Genomic DNA, 16,281 nt, shown 5'->3' with positions numbered 1-16,281 from the left:
GGACACGCCGAGGAACGCATGATCACCCTGACCTTTCAAGATCTGTAACCCGCCTCGACGCCGACCTGTTGGCCACCGTCCTCGGCGGCTGGCTCACCACCCGCGCCCGGCGATCACCACCGGTCCGTCCACGCCGACACCGCCACGTCATCGCCGTGGACGGCAAGACCCTGCGCGGCGCCCGCCTCGACGGCGGCCGTCAAATCCACCTGCTCTCCGCGCTGGACACCGACACCGGCATCGTCCTGGCCCAGGTCACCGTGGATGCGAGAACGAACGAGATTCCCGCGTTCACACCGCTTCTCGACGCCGTCCACAAGGTCATGGGCTCTCTGGAAGGCACGGTGTTCGTCGCCGACGCCCTGCACACCCAAGCCGACCATGTCCGGCAGGTCGCCGCCCGCGGAGCCCACTTGATGACCGCGGTCAAAGGCAACCAACCGAAGCTGCTCACCCAACTCAAATCCCTGCCCTGGCCCAAAATCCCCGTCGGGGACCGCACTCGCGACCGTGGTCACGGACGCCGCGAGACCCGCACCGTCAAAGCCGTCACCCCGCGCATCCCCGGCGGCATCGCGTTCCCGCACGCCGAGCAGGCCGTCCGGCTCACCCGCAGCCGCACCACCAGCGCAAAGACCCGCCGCGAAACGGTCTACTTCACCGTGTCCCTGCCCGCCGGCGACGCCCTGCCGGCCGATCTGCAGGACTGGATACGCCGCGAATGGCTCATCGAGAACCAGGTCCACCACGTCCGCGACGTGACGTTCCGTGAAGACTCCCACCAAGCCCGGACCGGCACCGGCCCCGCCGTCATCGCCACCCTGCGCAACACCGCGATCGGCTGGCACCGCACCAACGGCGACACCAACATCGCCCGCGCCCTCCGACGCGCCAACCGCCGATCACACGACCTGATCACCGCTGTGACCAGCAGCTACCCCACAACGCAATGACCCTGCCAGGGAAAGTGCTCCGGCCCGATCTCCTCGCCCTCGTCGGGCAGCTTGTGGTCGATGCCGGCGTTCTGGTTGTAGGTGTAACCGGTCCAGAGCGTGATGCACGACTTCTTCAGCTCCTCCCTCTCGATGGCGCGGTTGACGACCGGGTGTTCCCCCCGATGTGGACTCCGCTCCGGATCTGCGCGGCGGCGAGCTGCTCCTCGTAGGCGAGCCGCTTCTTCTGGTACGAGTCCATGATCGCCTGGAAGGTCTTGAGCCGCCACTCGTCCATCGCCTGGCTCGTGCGCTGACAGGCGATGGTGACGGTGACCATCAAGGAGTGCAGGCCGTCGCCCCGAACACCGATCGGATATATACCGTCTGCCATGTGGAGCGTGGAGAAGTACTCGGCCTTCCCGTCATCGATTTCGAACCATGAGTCGGGGTGGTACACCATGTAGTAGTGGCCGGGATCATGGTGGTCGTTGATCGCGATATCACTACTGATCCGCTCATATCCGGCCGGGACCTCCAACTCGTTGTCCACGAACGCGAACTGTTGTCCCGGCTTCAGTTCCCGCGTGATGATGCGTGTCAGCCGCATGAACTCGCGCGGCGGTGGTGTCACTCCGGCGGCGTTATGCTCCGCAACCAGGCTCAGGTAGTTCTCCGGCGTGATGTGACCCGGCTCCAGCGGCTCCTCGCTCTCCGGATCGAGTGGCGGCTCCGGCTCCCCCGGCAACAACTTGGTATTGACGCTGTAGGTGCTGGCGAAGATGTAGAACGCCGCAGGCTCCGGCACCATGAACTCGTAGAAGAGCCGCTTGCCGTAGTTGACGACCTTGAGCCGGTAGAACTTGTCCACCCACCGGTAGACGCCGGTCTTGTTCCCACCGTCGGCGTTCTCGAACTTGTGGAAGTTCTTCTCCTCGAACTCCTCGATCGTCTTGGTGGTCCGCTCCTGACGCACCCGCTCCACCAGCTTGCTCACCGACTTCTCAGTGACCTCCTTGGCGTACTCGGTGGCGCGCTTCCCCGATTCATTCTTCGATTTACTCGTCGAGAAGTCTGTTTTCGTCCCGAGCTTCACCGGGCCGAATCCGCCGGAGACTTCCGTACCGATCCCGAACTTCGTCTCCTGTTTGATCGTCTTTTCCACCTCGTGGCGCAGCTCGAACCGCTCTGTCGACTGCAGGTCTCGCTGGCTCTCCTCCAGGTGTTCCTGCTCGATGACGAACGTTTCCTCGGTGCGCCGCAGGCGCCGGTGTTCCCGTCCCCGGCTCTCCGTCGCCATGACGTTCTCGATGTGGGCCACCTCGCCAGGCGCGTAACGAACCAGGTCTTGCTTGACGACCATCAGGTCGCCGATGCCCCACGGCTTAATGTCGGGCTTCATCGGGCCACCTCGCCCAGCTCCGCGGCGGAGAGCACCCGACGCCGACGCACCAGGGCGGACCCGACCGACACCACCTCGTCGACCCGTCGCAGCGAGCTCACCTCCGCATGAGCCGCGCCCAACCGCAGCTCCAACTCGGAGACCAGGTCCAGCGCATCCATCCGGGACACCGTCAGCCCCAACCGCCGCAACGTCGCCAACACCGACGGACTGATCTCTTCCAGCCGCAACACCAAATCGCCGGCGCCGGCACGCGCACTACCACGACCGGAGTCGCCGTTCGAGCTGCTCTCCGCCTGCTGCGAGGCTGTGTCCAACCGCGTGCTCACCAGCTCCGACACGTGCGCGTGCGCCGCCCGCACTTGTTCGAGATGCGCCGTCGCGGCCGCGAACCGCCGTCGCCGCTCCACCAGCCGCTCATCACGAGAAGGCGGAGGCGAGGTCACCGTGCGCGGGCTCGGCCGGATGAACAGGTTCGGCACGCTCGGCAGCCATTCGCCGAACTCCTCCAGCAGCGCCTCCGGTGCTTCTCCCGCGACCATCCGCTCGCACAGCCGGAGGAAACGCAGCCAGAACACCAGACGATCCGCATCCTGCGGGCGACGCCGTGGCAGCACCACCGTACTGAGGAAGCTGCTCCACAGCGCCTCGCGGAGTTCCCAACCCGGTGGGGTCGCTGACGATCGACGGAGCCGTCCAGATGTCGCGGCGGATGGTGCCGGGTGCGGCGGCATCCCACCAGTAGTGCAGCAATCTGCCTTCGCCGTCCCGGGCCATCACGTGGAGCTGCTGGTCCGCGCCGTCGTAAGCGGAGGCGAAGCCGCTCGGGCTGCCGATCAGGTAGCCGCCCCAGCCGTTGTGGCTGACTCCGGTGGTGGGTGCGAACCACCAGTGTTCGAGGGTGCCGTTCTGGCCGCGGGCGAAGACGTGCTGCTCGCCGCGCCACGTGAACCCGGTCGGATCGCTGCTGATCCTGGGGCCTGCCCAGACGTCGCGGCGGATGGTGTTGGGTGCGGCCGCGTCCCACCAGTAGTGCAGGAGCCTGCCTTCGCTGTCGCGGGCCATCACGTGGAGCTGCTGGTCCGCGCCGCCGTAAGCGGAGGCGAAGCCGCTCGGGTTGCCGGCGATGCTGCCGCCCCAACTGTTGTGGCTGACCCCGGTGCCGGGTGCGAACCACCAGTGCTCCAGCGTCCCGTTCGCGCCGCGGGCGAAGACGTGCTGCTCGTTGCGCCACGTGAACCCGACCGGGTCGCCGGTGATCCTCGGCCCTGCCCAGACGTCGCGGCGGATCGTGCCGGGTGTGGCGGCGTCCCACCAGTAGTGCAGGAGCCTGCCTTCGCCGTCGCGGGCCATCACGTGGAGCTGCTGGTCCGTGCCGCCGTACTTGGAAGCGAAGGCGCTCGGGTTGCCGACGATGGTGCCGCCCCAGCTGTCGTGCGACACGACCCGATCGGTGCCGTAGCGGTAGTGCTCCAGCGTCCCGTTGACTCCGCGCGTGAACATGTGCTGCTCATCGCGCCACACCACGCCGGTGGGGCCGAGGCCGTTGGCGAGGCCCGGCGACGAGGACACCGCGGCGGCCACGTTGTCGCCGAGCGCCAGCCCGTCGCGGTCGCCGTCGAACCTGTAGTGCACGCCCAGGAACAGGCGGCTCAACGCGTTCTCCCGAGCGGCTCCGCTGAACGTGGTGAACGCCCGCGTCTTGAACCCGCCGCCCGGCACGGTCGTCGCGTGCGGGTCCTCGGTGGTCAGCTCGACGCGGTCGGTCGGGGTGGTGCCGATCTGGTCGGTCCCGAAGTACCGCTGCATCACCCCGGACCACGCACCGGCGAACGTGGCGTGCCCCGACACCCAGGCCGGGAAGCACGGCGTCAGCGGGTTGCCGTTCCGGTCGGCCGACAGCGGCTGCCAACTCGCGCCCAAGTAGGCGTGTTCCACGGCGTCCACCGGCCGCCACAGGTCGATCGGCGACAGGAACTTGTTGTCCCACGCCGCGATGGACGCGTCCGCGAGCGCGAGAGCGACCCGCGCGAACAGCATGGCCTTCTCGTCCTGCCCGAGCCCTCGGCGCTCGGCGACGATCCTGGTGTGCTCCATCAACTGCCCCGGCGGCTTGTAGGTGCCGTCCAGGTCATTGGCCCAGAACCACGCGATCTCGGTCTGCTCCGGCGTGCGTTCGTTGGCCGGGTAGTCCTCGCGCCCGCCCACGCGACGCACCTCGTCCACCTGGTGGAGGTACGTGGTGCTGTTGATGAACTGGGCGTAATCGGTAGCCCCGCCGGGCACCGCCGGCCGGTACTGCGATCCGCCGTCGACGACGAACGGCCGGACCTTGCCCCAGTTCGGGGTCGCGGCGTCGGAGGCGTCGTCGCAGTCACCGCCGGTCGGTCGCCACGCACCGTGCCCGTTGTCGAGCGTGTAGGGCGTGCGGTCGTTCCAACCGTCGTCAGCGCGGTCTACCACCACCGCCTCACCGCGGCGCCGGCCGAAGTCGACCGACGGGCTGCTCGTGCCGGCGCCCGCGTCGGCCAGTGCCTGCGCGTACTCGGCCGCGAAGTCGACGGTGACACCGGGGTGGTCCGTGCGGTTGAACACCTGGCTCAGCACGGTGTACGCCGCGGCGTCCATGGCGGCGCTCCGATTCAGCACCACCCCCGACGGCGCCTGATCGGTGTTCGCCGCGTACATCGCCCGGAACGTCATCGCACCCGCACGGGCCAGTGGCCCCGGCGCGCCGCCTGCCTGCCGGTAGGATTCGAGCAGCACGTCGTTCCAGAACACCACGTGGTCGAACGCCGCCGCCGTGGCCGGTGCGGCCGCACCGGTGGCCGGAACCGCACCCGCCAGCCCGCTCACGGCGACGACCACGGCCACCGACCACCCCGCGGTCAGTCTTCTCCTGGGCACACTTCTGGACAGCATCGCATCCCCCCTGATCTCAGCCGGCCCGGTCGAACGCCGGTCGCTCGGCCCCCACTTCCATCAAAGGGCGACACCCACCGGTCGATCCAGCCGCCAAGCGGGCCGGCGGCGACACCCGCGCGGCCCGCGCCCGAGAGGATCATCGAGATGGCCGAGCCGACGGCCACCCGTGGTCTTGAACGGGTGCCGTGCCGTCTCACGTCCGAGCGGCGGCGAGCGCGTGACCGGCGTCGAGCAGCTCGTCCACCTCGACGGTGAACGACGACCACTCCCCGTCCATTCGGCGGAACACGCCTTCGACCACGGCGGCCGGGCCCGTGTACGTGCCCGCGTACGCCGAGCCCGCCGCCTCGGTCCAGCGGACGTCCGGGGCCAGCACGGTCACCATGCCGTCGAGGTCGCCGCGCGCCCAGCGGTGCGGTCGATGTCGTTCCCGGACACGCTGCAGTACGACGTGCCGGTGGGCGTGTGCGCGCTGATCGCGCCGTCGAACTTCCCGTTGATGATCATGGTGTGGAAGCCGGGCCACCGTCGAGAACCTGGTCCTCGGCCAGAGCGACCCGGTAGCCGGTCGCCCGTTCCACGTCGAGGTCGACCGTGGTCGACGGCGTCACCCTCACCCCGCCGAGCGCGAGGACGTCGACGAACTCGCCCGGCCCGGTTGATCCGGCGGCCACGGCCCGGACCCGTCGTTCCAGGGTGCGCCATTGCGGTTCGGTTCCGGTGCGCTGTGCGCGTTCGTGCTCGACGCGGGTCAGCATCTCCGGCTCACCGCGTCTCGCGCCGGTCCACGACCCGGTCAGGATCGAGCCGGTCCTCGACCCGCGCGAGCACGTGCGCCAGGTACTCGACCGCGGCCCCGAGGAATATCAGCCTGGAAGATTATCGGACGGTACCCTCGGCAGCATCCGGCGAATGACATCACCAGCACGCCGTACTCGGCGTCACCGATCGCCTCGACCACCGCAGCGCGGACGTCGTCGCGCAGCCCGTTGGTGTCCCAGGCGTAGAAGTTCAGCAGCCGCTGCATACCCTCCGGACCCGCATCACCGGCTGCCTCGGCCAGCGTCCACCCGTTCTTCCGCTCCACTTCGGAGAGCAAACCCTGACGTACCAACGCATCCGGCGCCGCGACTCCACACGCGGGAACCGACCCGCGAACCGGCCGAGGAACGCATCGAACCCCGCCGACCAACCCGACACCGACTCCATCGACACACAAGATCAGGTACCAGAAGATAACCTCAGATCACAACCTGTCGTTGTCGTACTAAGCGGAGCATGAGGATCGTCACGTGGAGGTCGTTGACGGCACGGTCGTCCCGCTGAGCCGGGACGATGGCTCGATCTCGTCGGTGGAGTGGCACGGTGGATCGTCGAAGGCCGCCACCAACTGCTTCGCGTGCACCTGCTCGGGCCCGGCTCCGGTGGGGCGCTCGACGACTACCGTTGGTTCTCGGCAGGTACACCCGCCCGAAACGGGACAAGTCCTTCAGTGGTGTTGCCCGGATGACCGGACGCGTCGGTGGGCGATCACCAGGGCGATGAGCAGCGACACGGCAACCACACCGGGAGCTGCCAGACGAGCCAGGAGGTAGGCCGCCACCGAGCGGTCCACCACGTCTTCGGGCAGGCCCCGGTGATACGCCGTGCTGGGGACCACCACTCGCAACTCGTCACCGACCTCGCGCACGCGCACCCGGCTCTCGCCCAGGTCGACACCGACCAGGTTGTCGAACGGTCCGGTGACGACGACCTCCCGCAGCGTGCCGTCCGGTCGCTCGAAACCCGCCTCGGCCACCCGCGCGTCGAACCGCGACCCACTCGCCCGCAGCTCCGAGCGGAAGCCCGCCTCCTCGATCGCCGGGACACCGACGACGACCAGCCAGACCAGCGCGGCGACGAGGGCCGCGCCCAGCCCGATCCGAACCCGATGCACCGAACTCATGGTTCTCCCCGTCCGTCCGACGACGTCGATGAGCCGATCCCTCCGACGTAGAGGGCGGCGCCGATCACCAAGATCCCCAGCGACACCAGTTGGCCACCCGAGGACCACGAGGGCTCGTGGAGCAACCATGCCCAAGCCCTGGGGTTGTCCACGTCGTCCTTGCCCAGGAAGAGGGTAGCGACGAGGAGCAGGACGGGGCCGAACCACGACAGCCCGATGCCGAGCAGCTGCCCGCAGATCAGCGTCACGCCCAGGAACGCCAACCAACTGCGCGTGCTCTCGGCCGGAGCTGTCGCCGAGAACACCGCGCCGGCGGCGATCGACAGCGCGCCGCCCACCGCGAGGACCAAGGCGAACCACCACGCCCTCGCCCACGTGAGCCGCCGGTGGGCGATCTCCTCGATCTGCCGCATGGGGTGCCCGAACAGCAGACCGGCGACCACCGCCCACCCGCACGGCAGCAGCGGGTCGGCGGGCACGCGCGGTTCACCGTTGACCAGTGGGACGACCAGCAGGTGCCCGGCTACGAACCAGTACAACAAGCCGATCACGACTAGCGCGACCCACAGCCGGGGACGCCAGCGGGTGAGGATGAACAAGGCCATGGTTCCACTTCCGGTAGGGCGTGTCCGGCGGGGACGTCGGTGTCCGACCCGACGGGGGTTCGCGTGCACGTCCGGCCCGGGTCGGACGTGCGTGGCGGCCGACTCGCCGCGGAAACCGTCTCACCGCTGGCGCCCCGACCAGGCCGACCGCAGGCGCCCGGCCCCACGCGGCGTCAGCCTAGGACGCCCCCGGACCCGGGAGCGGAACCTTCTCGGCGCAGTCGACGACTGCCGCGTAGACGGCGCCGAGGACGTGAGCGACGTCGGGAGCGGGCAGCGCTTCGAGGGCGTCCACGAGGTCGGTGGGGTACGTACCCGGCTGGTCGAGCCCCAGTCGGCGCTGCAGCCAACCGTCGAGCATCGCCCGGCCCAGGACGACGGAGTCGTGCGGCATCGCCGTCGAGCGGCTGTCGCAGTGCGCCCCGGAGGTGACGCCGCGCCTGGCCGCGACGGCCAGCCGCTCCGGGTCACGCACGGCTTCGGTGCCGATGAACAACGCCGCCCGGACGTCCGGTGGCGCGATGCCACCATCGGTCAGCACGACGAACCGGCGCTCCACCGGTATCCCGATGGCGACCAGCGGTGCGGCGACGTCGGCGAGCGCTCCGCCGATGGCGGCGAACCGGTCGCTGAGCGCGGCCGGGCCGCACACCGCCACCTCGTGTTGCCGGCAGACCTGCTCGGCCTGGTCGAACTCCAGGGGCTGGGCACTGCCGCCGAAGACCCCGCCGGTGACGAGCACGGCGGCGAGGAGCACGGCCGAGACCGACGTGCGGGCGCGGCGGGTGAACAGGCGCACCGGCAAGGCCGCGACCAAGAGCACCGTGAACACCCCGACCTGCAGCGCGATCTGCGTGGGATGGGGACGCAACTCGATCAGGTCCTTGGTGCCGGTGCCCACGGTGACCAGCGAGCGGAAGGGCCCGGTCGGCGCGAGCACGTTGAGGCCCACGCAGACGAGGGCGAGCACGGGTGCGGCGAGGTAGCTGCGGGTGTAGAGGCCGACCAGACCGCCGAGCGCGGCGAAACCGGCGATCGACAGGAGTTGGACCACGATGATCTCCACGTGCACGGCGCCGACCGCGCCCGACACCGCGGCGGTCACCGCGATGGCCAGCAGCACCACCGCGTGGACGGCGAGACCGATCGCGGCCGTGCAGAGCCACGGCAGCCTGGCGATCAGGTCTCGGTCACGAATGCCCTCTGCCACCTGGGCGGTGCGATTGCGCCAGAACACGGTGTCGAACGAAGCCAGCCCGGCGTACAACGGACTGGCGATGAACAGGTACAGCCCCGCGGCGCTCATCGACCGGCCCCACTCGAAACGCCAGTTCGCCTCCGGCACGGTCAACGCGAAAATGGCGAGGCCCAACGACAGGGGCAGGGCCAACCAGCCCGCCGAGCGCCGCAACACCACAGTCCAGGACAACATCAAGCCCTCGTGATCCGCAGGAAATACTGCTCCAATGGGGACAGGCCGGTGGTACCGGAATCCTGGTCCCCGATCTCGACCTCGGTGGTCGCGCCCTGGAACCGGATGGCGCCGTCGTGCAGGATCAGCACGTCGCCTCCGGCATATTGGGCGTCTTCCATGAGGTGCGTGCTCACCAGTACGCACATCGATTCCGCGAGGCCGGTCAACAATGCGCGCAGGTCCACCCGTTGCGCGGGGTCCAGGCCGCTGGTCGGCTCGTCGAGGAGGAGGACGGCCGGTTCGTGCACGATCGCCTGCGCGATTCCCGCGCGGCGCAGCATCCCGCCGGAGAGTTTCTTGAGCGGGACGTCGGCGCGCTCAGCCAGGCCGACGAGCCCAATCGCCCTCGTGGCGGCGGCATCGGTCTTGCGCATGCCCCGCAGCCACCCGACGTACCGGACGAATTGACGCACGGTCACGTGGCCCGGGAAGTCGAACGCCTGCGGCAGGTAACCGACCGCGTCGACACCGGACTCCGCGGATCGCTGGACGCTGATCCTCCCGGCAGCCGGTTGCAGCGCGCCGAGCAAGAGCCGGAACAGGGTGGTCTTGCCCGCACCGTTCACGCCGAGCAGGAAGTGCAAACCACCGGGAAGTGCGAAGCTGAGTCCATTCAACACGGGGCGGTTGCGGTCGTAACCGTACCGGACGTCCTCGACGGAGATGCTGTGCGTCACGCTGTCTGCTCCAGTGCCCGGCGGGGCGGGGCGAATCGCCCCGCCCCGACCGAATCAGTAGTTCACATTACCTCGGAGGATGGCGGCCGAGCAGGGATCGGTCGCCCACGAGAAGTCCACGCAAGCGCGCATCGCGCCGCGACCGCTGGTGCCGGTCGGGTCGATGGCGCGCCACGCCTCCCAGTACTTCCAGTTCGAGTCGCCGGCGCGGTCCATCGAGTCGTAGCTCCCCGCGCCCCACCAGCCCTGGCTGCACGCGATGCCGCCGCCACTGGTGCTGTACGACGACACGTAGCACTGGTTCGAGTTGAAGTACCAGTCGTGGTCGACGTAGGCGCCGTTGGAGTCGCTGTTGGCCGGGTCGCGGTACTGCATCCAGTCCTGCATGCGCGAACCGCGGTTCTGGTCTTCCCGGTAGCCCTGCCACGTGCCCGACGCCTGCGCGATCGGGATGCCGCTGTCGGTGTACACCGTCAACGTCCCCCACGGGCCACCCGGGAGCGCCTGCGCGCTCACTTCGGCCGCCGGGTCCGCGACCGCGCCGGACTCGGCCGCCGCGACGCCGCCACCGACGACGAGCAAGCCGCTGATGATCAGCCCCGCGGCCGACAGCGCCTTCTTGATGCTCTCTCTCACTTTCCACTCCTGTATAGGTCGAGTGCAGGGTTGGGGGTGGCAGTGCTGATGGAGCAGAGCAATGGATGGCGCGAGAACGCACGCGCCCGGTCCCGCTCTTCAATAAATGGCACTCCCCCAAAGGTCGACCACGTTCGTCGAACGAGGCCAGCGGGAAACCGGTGGTCGAGTCGATCCAAGTCGGTAGACCATTCGGCGATCCGCCCCGCCAAGCACTTTACCCATGACCCGGAGGAAAACTAGAGAGATGTTCACCGAACACTCGATCGGCCCAGTGCGAACGACGGGCTGTCACCTACCGTGGTCCTTACTGCCGGACATTTGACGAACAGGTGGACTTCGCTTGCGAGAACTTCCTGGAACCGTCTTCCGCCCAACCCCTGGGAGAGTCTTGAACAACAGTTGTACGTTCAACACAACAGTTGTTCATCGAGTGTGGGATCACTAGGGTAGGACCACGTGACTGAAAGTGAACTAGGCACGCGGCACGTCCGCACCGCTGTGGAGGAATTGGCACAGGACGTGCGGGATAATTTCCACGACATCGTGCTCGCCCGACTGTGGGCGGTGGAACAACTCCGCCGTGCAGCCGAGAAGCACCTCGATGAACTGCTTGTCGAAGCGCGCGGGAATCAACATGCCTCGCACCAGAGAACGCACACGTGGGAGGAAATCGGCACCGTCCTCGGAATATCCGCGCAAGGTGCCCGACAACGCGCCCTGCGGCGCCGCGAGCCCATTGAGTTGCGCGATCGACCGTCGTCATCTCGAGCGGAGTGACCTTCCGGTAAGGCGCTGTCCCGCCGGCGGGACCTGGTGTTGGGCGTTGAACTCGTTGGTCGTCCTCCCCGTCGCAGCCGGTGTTCGGACCGTAGCGCACCGCTGCGCCGCGTGAGCGGCCAGAGCCTGCCCCCGTGCGTGATTGTCAGCTACTCGTCAGGTTGTGGTTGTAAGTGGCTGTTCCCGAGCTTGAGGAGGTGAAGGCGCTTCGGCGCGCAGACGAGGGAACTGCTGGTGGATCGGACGTTGTCGAAGCGCCGTTCTGTCAGGAGCTCCGTTGTCATCGTGCCCAATGCCCCCTGGGCGGGTCCGCCACGGGTACCCGTGGCTGCCGCCTGGCCGCGTCCCACCAGCTCGCCGTGCGGACGGCCCGGTATCCGACCGACGTCACCGACCCCAGTGGGCCGAAATCGACCCGCTGCCGCCCGACCCGGCGTGCCTGGCCGGCCGAGGCGGGCGGTGGGAGAAGCACTGCCGTCGGCTGATCGTCGACGCGATCCTCTACGTGGTGGACAACGGCATCAAACGGCAGGCCCTGCCCGCGGACTTCCCGCCCTGGCCCAAGGTCTGCAAGCGTTTCGTCGCCTGGAGAGGGCCGGTGCCTCCCAGCGGCTGCTCGACGCGTTGCGCGACCGCCTGGCCGAGGGCAACACCCGCTGGAACAGCGGCACCCTCTACGGCAACCGGCTCAACAACTCCAACGAGTACTACGGCGGGGTCAACGGCCAGTTCACCCCCGGCGGCTACCCCGCCTACGCGATGGGCACGCTGGAGAGCGCCTACTTCTACTGCTACGGCAGCGACAACTGCTACTTCCAGTGGTGCCGACCTGCCGATGACCTGACCGGTACCGTCCCGGACCATGTGGCCGGTCCCGCGCACCCGGTGCGCGGGACCGGCCGTCCGGTTCCCACCATCCGACGGCGGGAACGCAGACTGGAACCACGAAGGCGCGAGAGACATGGAACAGCCGGCACCGACACCCGAACACGACGCCGGCCGATGGCGGCAAGTGCGCCTGCTGCCCCAAGACACGCCGGTCACCACGCTTGCTCGCCGTCCCGACCGCCCACCCCCGGCCCGCCTGCGGATCGAGGAGACCGCCTACGACCGGGTGCCCGACACCGGCTTCACCATGCTCATCGCCTGGCTCGCCGGTCCCGAACACCTGGTGCGCCTGCCGGACCGGGAACCGCACAGCGTCACGACCGCCGAGATCCGGGGCACCTCCACGACCACCCACACCGGGCCCCGCACCTCCACCGACCAGGAGGCGATCGACGAGGGCATCGAGGACTACCTGGCCGACGCCGGGGTGCCCGCCCCACCTCGCGGCCACCGCTGGTACCAGCACCTGCCCGCCGGCCACGGCACTCTCGACGACGTCTACACCCACGTCCACGCCGCCTTGCGCGAGGCCGACCCGGACGGCACCGCCGTACATCCCGGCCGGCTCATGGCCCTCTTGACCGGCATCGTGGCCGGTCTCTACTCACACTGATGCGGCACGGGCGGTGCGTCCGCTCCGAGATAGGGGAGCCCACCGGCTGGTCGCTGTACGACCGACGAAGCACCGCGAACCCGACAGGCGTCCCCGAACACCCGTAGGCGGCACGACTCCGCCTCGGGCGGGGCCGTCCCGCCGCACCGGCCGTCGTCGCCGAGCGACGACCCGTGCGGGTCCTGGTGGACCACGGGCGCTCGCGCGTCCGCCGGCGGACCTACGACGTCGGGTCCGGTTGGCGACCCGTCCTTCGGGGGCGCCGAACGGCATGACGGCGGGCGCGTCCCTGTCCGCGTCGCTGGTCAAGGCCGGCCATCACCAACCGGATCGACCGGATGGGAGCCAAGGACCTGGTCCGACGGGTCGCGGGCGCGAACGACCGACGGGTGGTGCGGATCAGGCTGACCGACCGGGGCCGGCGGCCCGTGGACGGGATGCCGGCCGAGCACATGGACCTGTACGCGCGGCTGCTGGAGCCGTTGGACGACACGAAGACCGTCGTCGCCGACGCGCTGCGGCGCCTTCTGGAGCAGTGCGGGAAGTGCCGCGACACCGTGCGGCCGTGGTCCGGAATGGCTGCTTCCAGAAGGCAGGGCCGGGCCGCCGGCCCGACCCTGCCTCACGACTGCCTGCGTGACCGGGCCTGAGCTGTTGAGCCAAAAGTATTCGGTTGCCTACATGGCGGCGTAGCGGACGTGCGGGGCCTGGAAGTAGCCGCGGACGATGTGGGGCTGGCGTCGGCGTCGGCGTAGGAAGCGTCGGGTTTCGTTGGCGAGTCGGTCGACGTTGTGGGCGCGTGAAACGTTGACGTTGCGTTTGAGGTCGGCGTTGAGCAGCTCGTCCGGGTTGAGCTCAGGGCTGTAGCCGGGCATCAGGTGCAGCTCGACCCGGTCGGCGTTGGCCTCCAGCTAAAGCGCTCGATCAGAAGTCTTGTCCGTAACGCGCCGGGGTGATGCCCCGTGAACGCGAAGGGCCTCGTCGCGGTTGGATTCGGTTACCACACCTGAACCCACCACGACGAGGCCACCGCAAGTATGCGCCCCGCGCACGTCTACGCCGACCCCACCCCCGCCCAGCACCAGGACCTGGTCACCGCCCTGCACCGGCAGTGGCGGGTGGCCGCCCGGATCGTGATGGTGCTGCTGTCCGCCTCCGGAATGACCGCCGCCGAGATCGCCGAGCTGCTGCACTACGACCCGGCCACGGTGCGCCGCTGGATCGACCGTCACGCCCGCGACGGCCTGGCAGGGCTGCCCGACCGGCCCCGCAGCGGACGCCCCCGCCTGGGCAGCCCCCGACTCGGGCAGCGCATCCGCACCCTGCTGACCACCCCGAAAGCCTGGACCACCGCCCGCCTGTGGCGCGCGGCCGGGCGCCCGGCGATGAGCCTGGCCACCTTTCACCGGCGATTACGCGAACAGGCCCGCTGGTGCCGTCCCCGCCTGATCGCCAAAGGCGACCCCGACCACGACACGATCTGCGCCGACATCCGCGCCCGCATCGCCGCGCTCCCGGTCGGAATCGGTGGTCCTGGCCGAGGACGAGACCCACATCGACCTGCTGCCCAGGGTCCGGGCCACCTGGATGCCCACCGGCCTGCGCCACCGCATCCCCACTCCCGGCAGCAACCGCCGCCGCACCGTGCACGGTGCGATCGACCTCGCCACCGGCGCCTTCCACCACCACGTCTCGGTCAAGAACGTCTCGGTGGTGTTCTGCTACTTCCTCGAACAGTTGCTCACCGCCTATCCCGACGCCCCTGCCGTGGCCGTCGTCTGCGACAACGGTTCCACCCACCACAGCGGCATCACCCGACGATGGCTCGCCAAACACCCCCGCCTCATGTTGATCCAGGGCGCCAAGTACAGCCCGCAGGACAACCCCGTCGAACGCGTCTGGGCCGGACTCAAGCAGTGGATCGCCAACACCGCACCCGCCACCATGGCCGACCGCGTCCGGCAGGCCCACGCCTACTTCCACAGCCGCACCGACGAGCAACTGCTCACCACCGCCGCACCCTGGACCTCACCCTGGCTACCCGAGGGTTACGGACAAGACTTGTAATCAGGTGCTTTAGCATTTTGAGCTTCCCCCGATAACCCGAGGCGGTTGTTACCTGGATGCGGTCGGTGCCGCCGGGATGGTAGCTGGCCGGGCCTGAGCGGTGTGCCAGGCGGCTTCGTACTCGTCGGGGCTGAGCCAGCCGAGGTCCTTCTGGATGCGTTCGGTGTTGTAGAACCCGTCGATATAACGGAACAGGTCGTTCTCGGCCTCGTCACGGGTGCGCCAGGAGCGGCGGTAGACCAACTCGATCTTCAACGTGGAGAAGAAGTTCTCCATCAGAGCATTGTCATACGAGTCGCCGACCGACCCCATCGACGGCAGAATACCGTTGTCCGCCAACCGTTCCGTGAATCGAAAGGCCGTGTAGGTCGACCCGCGGTGCAGCCGGTCCCAGGCCCGGACCAGCGCAGGGCCGTAGAGCCGGGTGCTGGTCTCGATGGTGATCTCCGGCTCGCCCCAAGTGGCCCGGTCGCCGAAGACGAACTCGCCGCCATGGCGGCAGGGCCTGCCCCTTGTGCCGGACGGACGAGGCGGGGTCGGGCGGCGCAGCACCCGGTCCGACCGCATCCGTCCCAGCACCCGCACCGGCAGATCCGCGAGCAGGTAGGCGATGCGGGGCGCGTCGTAGCCGGCGTCGAGCACCACCATGATCTCCGGATCGCCCTGCTTCCACTGGCCGGCGGCGATCAGCCGGGACACCACGTCCCTGATCTGTCGGGCGGTCACGCTCGCGGCGTCGTCACCGGGCGCGAGCCGGACCGCGTCCAGCGGCGCGGTCCACGAGTGACGTCCGGTTTCCAGGGCGACGACGATGGAGTAGGGCCAGCCCGGGACCATCATGTGCTGGTCCTTGCCCCGGCCGTAGGTGTGACGCAGGATCCGCTGCGGGCAGGTGTGTGCCTCCGGGCGCAGCCAGCAGGTCACGTCCACCGCCAGCACCAACCGCCCATCCGCGGCACGAGGCAGCGACACCGCAGTCAGCGCCGTCCGTAACCGGTCGATGTCGACACGCCCCCGTGCCAGCGCGGCATAGCCGCTGCCATGCCCGCGGCGATGCTCGCCTGTGAGCGACAGCTCCGCGATCGAGGGGACCGGCCCGTCGGTGCACAACACCGCGTCGGTCAGCTCGAACAAGGCGTCCGTCCGCCGGGTCAGGCACTGGTAGTACTCCTGCCGCAACTCGGACAGCTCCCCGGACGCACCGGCATCACGGGCATGGTGCACACTGATCAACTGAAGCCCTTGGTTCGATCTTCTTTCTGTCGCAAGAAGAATGATCAACCAAGGGCTTCACTCGTGATCAACCAGGGGGCTGGCCGACCCCTCAGAGGTTAAAA

At 68.9% G+C, this 16,281-nt stretch carries 18 protein-coding genes and 2 pseudogenes; 5 read left to right on the top strand and 15 right to left on the bottom strand.

Annotated features, from left to right (window positions below):
- The coding region (locus A6A25_RS33895; protein ID WP_083668891.1) for an ISAs1 family transposase at positions 1 to 953 on the top strand (953 nt) is incomplete at its 5' end.
- A 115-nt stretch (positions 954 to 1,068) separates the two neighbouring features.
- Here the strand turns inward: A6A25_RS33895 and A6A25_RS33890 are convergent.
- From A6A25_RS33890 to A6A25_RS44365, 13 genes and pseudogenes are all read right to left on the bottom strand, one after another.
- The gene (locus tag A6A25_RS33890; RefSeq protein ID WP_073897184.1) at positions 1,069 to 2,334 is read right to left on the bottom strand and encodes a hypothetical protein; all 1,266 of its coding nucleotides are present in this window, start codon (positions 2,332 to 2,334) and stop codon (positions 1,069 to 1,071) included.
- On the bottom strand, positions 2,331 to 2,744 hold the full coding sequence (locus A6A25_RS33885) for a hypothetical protein (protein WP_073897182.1): 414 nt from the start codon (positions 2,742 to 2,744) through the stop codon (positions 2,331 to 2,333). The genes A6A25_RS33890 and A6A25_RS33885 overlap by 4 nt, the downstream gene beginning before the upstream one ends.
- Before the next feature lie 10 nt (positions 2,745 to 2,754).
- On the bottom strand, positions 2,755 to 5,256 hold the full coding sequence (locus A6A25_RS33880; protein WP_083668890.1) for a phosphatase PAP2 family protein: 2,502 nt from the start codon (positions 5,254 to 5,256) through the stop codon (positions 2,755 to 2,757).
- 196 nt (positions 5,257 to 5,452) lie between these two features.
- Positions 5,453 to 5,644, bottom strand: a complete 192-nt coding sequence (locus A6A25_RS33875) for a hypothetical protein (RefSeq protein WP_073897179.1) — start codon at positions 5,642 to 5,644, stop codon at positions 5,453 to 5,455.
- Positions 5,638 to 5,766 (bottom strand): hypothetical protein, encoded by a 129-nt coding sequence (locus A6A25_RS46990; protein WP_274534368.1) that lies wholly within the window; start codon positions 5,764 to 5,766, stop codon positions 5,638 to 5,640. The genes A6A25_RS33875 and A6A25_RS46990 overlap by 7 nt, the downstream gene beginning before the upstream one ends.
- Complete coding sequence (locus A6A25_RS44370) at positions 5,763 to 6,017, bottom strand: hypothetical protein (protein WP_073897177.1); 255 nt, start codon at positions 6,015 to 6,017, stop codon at positions 5,763 to 5,765. The genes A6A25_RS46990 and A6A25_RS44370 overlap by 4 nt, the downstream gene beginning before the upstream one ends.
- 146 nt (positions 6,018 to 6,163) lie before the next feature.
- Positions 6,164 to 6,468, bottom strand: a pseudogene (locus A6A25_RS33865) (transposase); the annotation flags it as partial.
- 280 nt (positions 6,469 to 6,748) lie between these two features.
- A complete protein-coding gene (locus tag A6A25_RS33860; RefSeq protein ID WP_073897175.1) occupies positions 6,749 to 7,204 on the bottom strand; it encodes a hypothetical protein in 456 nt (151 codons plus the stop codon).
- Positions 7,201 to 7,809: a hypothetical protein gene (locus A6A25_RS33855; protein ID WP_073897174.1), complete on the bottom strand. Its 609-nt coding sequence runs from the start codon at positions 7,807 to 7,809 to the stop codon at positions 7,201 to 7,203. The genes A6A25_RS33860 and A6A25_RS33855 overlap by 4 nt, the downstream gene beginning before the upstream one ends.
- 178 nt (positions 7,810 to 7,987) lie before the next feature.
- A complete protein-coding gene (locus tag A6A25_RS33850) occupies positions 7,988 to 9,241 on the bottom strand; it encodes a hypothetical protein (RefSeq protein WP_073897172.1) in 1,254 nt (417 codons plus the stop codon).
- Positions 9,241 to 9,960 carry an ATP-binding cassette domain-containing protein gene (locus A6A25_RS33845; RefSeq protein WP_158073867.1) on the bottom strand — a complete coding sequence of 240 codons (720 nt, stop codon included), beginning with the start codon at positions 9,958 to 9,960 and terminating at the stop codon, positions 9,241 to 9,243. The genes A6A25_RS33850 and A6A25_RS33845 overlap by 1 nt, the downstream gene beginning before the upstream one ends.
- Positions 9,961 to 10,014: 54 nt before the next feature.
- Entirely contained in the window at positions 10,015 to 10,596 is a 582-nt protein-coding gene (locus A6A25_RS33840) for a hypothetical protein (protein ID WP_073897169.1), read from the bottom strand.
- Positions 10,597 to 11,070: 474 nt separating this feature from the next.
- Positions 11,071 to 11,235, bottom strand: coding sequence for a hypothetical protein (locus tag A6A25_RS44365; protein WP_158073866.1), 165 nt, complete (start codon positions 11,233 to 11,235; stop codon positions 11,071 to 11,073).
- A 433-nt stretch (positions 11,236 to 11,668) separates the two neighbouring features.
- On the opposite strand from A6A25_RS44365, the gene A6A25_RS46985 reads away from it, so the two are divergent.
- The 3 genes from A6A25_RS46985 to A6A25_RS33825 all read left to right on the top strand — a co-directional run bounded on the left by A6A25_RS46985 (position 11,669) and on the right by A6A25_RS33825 (position 13,527).
- Positions 11,669 to 12,220 carry a transposase gene (locus tag A6A25_RS46985; protein WP_073897167.1) on the top strand — a complete coding sequence of 184 codons (552 nt, stop codon included), beginning with the start codon at positions 11,669 to 11,671 and terminating at the stop codon, positions 12,218 to 12,220.
- A gap of 117 nt (positions 12,221 to 12,337) precedes the next feature.
- Positions 12,338 to 12,877, top strand: coding sequence for a DUF5956 family protein (locus A6A25_RS33830; protein ID WP_073897165.1), 540 nt, complete (start codon positions 12,338 to 12,340; stop codon positions 12,875 to 12,877).
- 338 nt (positions 12,878 to 13,215) lie between these two features.
- Positions 13,216 to 13,527 (top strand): MarR family winged helix-turn-helix transcriptional regulator, encoded by a 312-nt coding sequence (locus A6A25_RS33825; RefSeq protein WP_073897164.1) that lies wholly within the window; start codon positions 13,216 to 13,218, stop codon positions 13,525 to 13,527.
- A gap of 27 nt (positions 13,528 to 13,554) precedes the next feature.
- Here A6A25_RS33825 and A6A25_RS33820 read toward each other — a convergent pair whose 3' ends face one another.
- Positions 13,555 to 13,788, bottom strand: coding sequence for a transposase (locus tag A6A25_RS33820; protein ID WP_274534369.1), 234 nt, complete (start codon positions 13,786 to 13,788; stop codon positions 13,555 to 13,557).
- 126 nt (positions 13,789 to 13,914) lie between these two features.
- Between A6A25_RS33820 and A6A25_RS46705 the strand changes: the two are divergent.
- A pseudogene (locus tag A6A25_RS46705) lies at positions 13,915 to 14,944 on the top strand (IS630 family transposase).
- 48 nt (positions 14,945 to 14,992) lie between these two features.
- Here the strand turns inward: A6A25_RS46705 and A6A25_RS33805 are convergent.
- Positions 14,993 to 16,168: a transposase gene (locus A6A25_RS33805; RefSeq protein ID WP_241829068.1), complete on the bottom strand. Its 1,176-nt coding sequence runs from the start codon at positions 16,166 to 16,168 to the stop codon at positions 14,993 to 14,995.
- Positions 16,169 to 16,281 lie beyond the last annotated feature (113 nt).

Origin of the sequence: Saccharothrix sp. CB00851, from assembly GCF_001905065.1 — a bacterium.
Classification (GTDB): domain Bacteria; phylum Actinomycetota; class Actinomycetes; order Mycobacteriales; family Pseudonocardiaceae; genus Actinosynnema.
The sequence above is the reverse complement of the archived record's forward strand: the minus strand, read 5'-3'. Positions and strand labels throughout refer to the sequence as shown.

What these genes read in the sequence shown, in the direction of transcription:
- A6A25_RS33875 (WP_073897179.1), bottom strand. Translation starts at nt 5,644, where the DNA reads ATGGTGACCGTGCTGGCCCCGGACGTCCGCTGGACCGAGGCGGCGGGC.
- A6A25_RS44370 (WP_073897177.1), bottom strand. Translation starts at nt 6,017, where the DNA reads ATGCTGACCCGCGTCGAGCACGAACGCGCACAGCGCACCGGAACCGAA.
- A6A25_RS46985 (WP_073897167.1), top strand. Translation starts at nt 11,669, where the DNA reads ATGCCCCCTGGGCGGGTCCGCCACGGGTACCCGTGGCTGCCGCCTGGC.
- A6A25_RS33850 (WP_073897172.1), bottom strand. Translation starts at nt 9,241, where the DNA reads ATGTTGTCCTGGACTGTGGTGTTGCGGCGCTCGGCGGGCTGGTTGGCC.
- A6A25_RS33880 (WP_083668890.1), bottom strand. Translation starts at nt 5,256, where the DNA reads ATGCTGTCCAGAAGTGTGCCCAGGAGAAGACTGACCGCGGGGTGGTCG.
- A6A25_RS46990 (WP_274534368.1), bottom strand. Translation starts at nt 5,766, where the DNA reads ATGATCATCAACGGGAAGTTCGACGGCGCGATCAGCGCGCACACGCCC.
- A6A25_RS33890 (WP_073897184.1), bottom strand. Translation starts at nt 2,334, where the DNA reads ATGAAGCCCGACATTAAGCCGTGGGGCATCGGCGACCTGATGGTCGTC.
- A6A25_RS44365 (WP_158073866.1), bottom strand. Translation starts at nt 11,235, where the DNA reads ATGTTGATTCCCGCGCGCTTCGACAAGCAGTTCATCGAGGTGCTTCTC.
- A6A25_RS33830 (WP_073897165.1), top strand. Translation starts at nt 12,338, where the DNA reads ATGGAACAGCCGGCACCGACACCCGAACACGACGCCGGCCGATGGCGG.
- A6A25_RS33860 (WP_073897175.1), bottom strand. Translation starts at nt 7,204, where the DNA reads ATGAGTTCGGTGCATCGGGTTCGGATCGGGCTGGGCGCGGCCCTCGTC.
- A6A25_RS33855 (WP_073897174.1), bottom strand. Translation starts at nt 7,809, where the DNA reads ATGGCCTTGTTCATCCTCACCCGCTGGCGTCCCCGGCTGTGGGTCGCG.
- A6A25_RS33825 (WP_073897164.1), top strand. Translation starts at nt 13,216, where the DNA reads ATGGGAGCCAAGGACCTGGTCCGACGGGTCGCGGGCGCGAACGACCGA.